This window comes from Mesorhizobium sp. M2A.F.Ca.ET.037.01.1.1 (assembly GCF_003998075.1).
Lineage (GTDB): Bacteria > Pseudomonadota > Alphaproteobacteria > Rhizobiales > Rhizobiaceae > Mesorhizobium.
In genome coordinates this window covers 1-1,193 of record NZ_RZSA01001413.1, presented here as the reverse complement: position 1 = coordinate 1,193, position 1,193 = coordinate 1, and the positions used below count along the sequence as shown (strand labels likewise).

1 protein-coding gene is annotated in these 1,193 nt (G+C 64.8%); it reads right to left on the bottom strand.

The window, feature by feature from the left end:
- Positions 1–138 precede the first annotated feature (138 nt).
- Positions 139–1,032: a sugar phosphate isomerase/epimerase gene (locus tag EOA27_RS37220; RefSeq protein ID WP_127258802.1), complete on the bottom strand. Its 894-nt coding sequence runs from the start codon at positions 1,030–1,032 to the stop codon at positions 139–141.
- Positions 1,033–1,193 lie beyond the last annotated feature (161 nt).

The window sequence follows — 1,193 nt, the reverse complement described above, 5'->3', positions numbered from 1 at the left end:
ATTCGAACAGCGGGTGCGCATTCGCCGGCCGCTGTCCGTTGGCGCAGCCCGGTTGCCTGAAAGCCGAACCGCCCGCCACCGATGCGGGCGACGGCCATCTGATCGCCTGCTGGCGGCGCGGCGAATTGTCGTGAAGCTTCAGGGCCGCTGCGAAGCCGAGACGAGATCGGCCTTGCGCCGCGCCGTCTCCAGGCCGACCGCGATGAAGCGGCGCGCATGGCGGGCGAGCTCCATATTGTCGATCCACAGATTGCGCCAGATCGCCGTCTTCCGCGACAGGTTCTCGTCGACGATCTCCGAGGAGAAGGACTCGAAGCTGAGGTCGTCGCTGTAGCCGATCGCCGTCAGCGCATCGAAGATCGCGGCGAAGTCGATGCTACCGGTGCCGAGGAAGCCGCGATGGCTCTCGCCGATATGGACATAGCCGATCTTCTTCGCGGCGTGGCGGATGGCCAGCCCGACATCGGCCTCCTCGATGTTCATATGGAAAGTGTCGAGATGCAGGAAGATGTTGTCGGAGCCGGTGTCCTCGATGAAGGCCAGCCCTTGCGCGGCGGTGTTGAGCAGGTTGCTCTCGAAGCGGTTGACGATTTCGAGATTGAGCGTGACCCCGGCGGCCTTGGCGGTCTCGGCAACCTTGGCAAGTGTTCCCGCGCTGCGGTTCCACTGGTCTCGCGTCGGTGCTTCGGTCTGCAGTCCGTGACTGGTCGAGAGGATGCCGCCGACCTTTTGACCGCCGAGATCGCGCGTGAGGGCGACGGTGCGGTTCAAGCTCTCGACGCCACGCGCGGCGACCGCCTTGTCGGGGCTGGAGATGTCGCCATCGGCCGGCAGGCCGATGCTGATCGCAACGCCCAGGCCGAGATCGGCGATGCTTTTGGCCAGCCTGCCGATATCGACATCGGCCGGATCGAGATAGGAGAACTCGATCAGGTCGAAGCCGGCTTCCTTGGTGTTGGCGAGCGTGCGTTCGAGATCCGCCTGCGCCGAGCTCGCAGACCAGACGAAAGAGTGGATTCCAATGCGCGACATGATCATCTCCGTCCGATGAATGAGGCGCGGCCGGACCGATCCGGCCGCGCCAGCCTTGGGAGCAGGCTTTTTAGCGGGCCGCCGTCCAGCCCTTGTAGTCCTTCAGGTTCTCGGCGGTGATCAGCTTCGGATCGAGCAGCACCATCGGCTCGGCCGGCTTC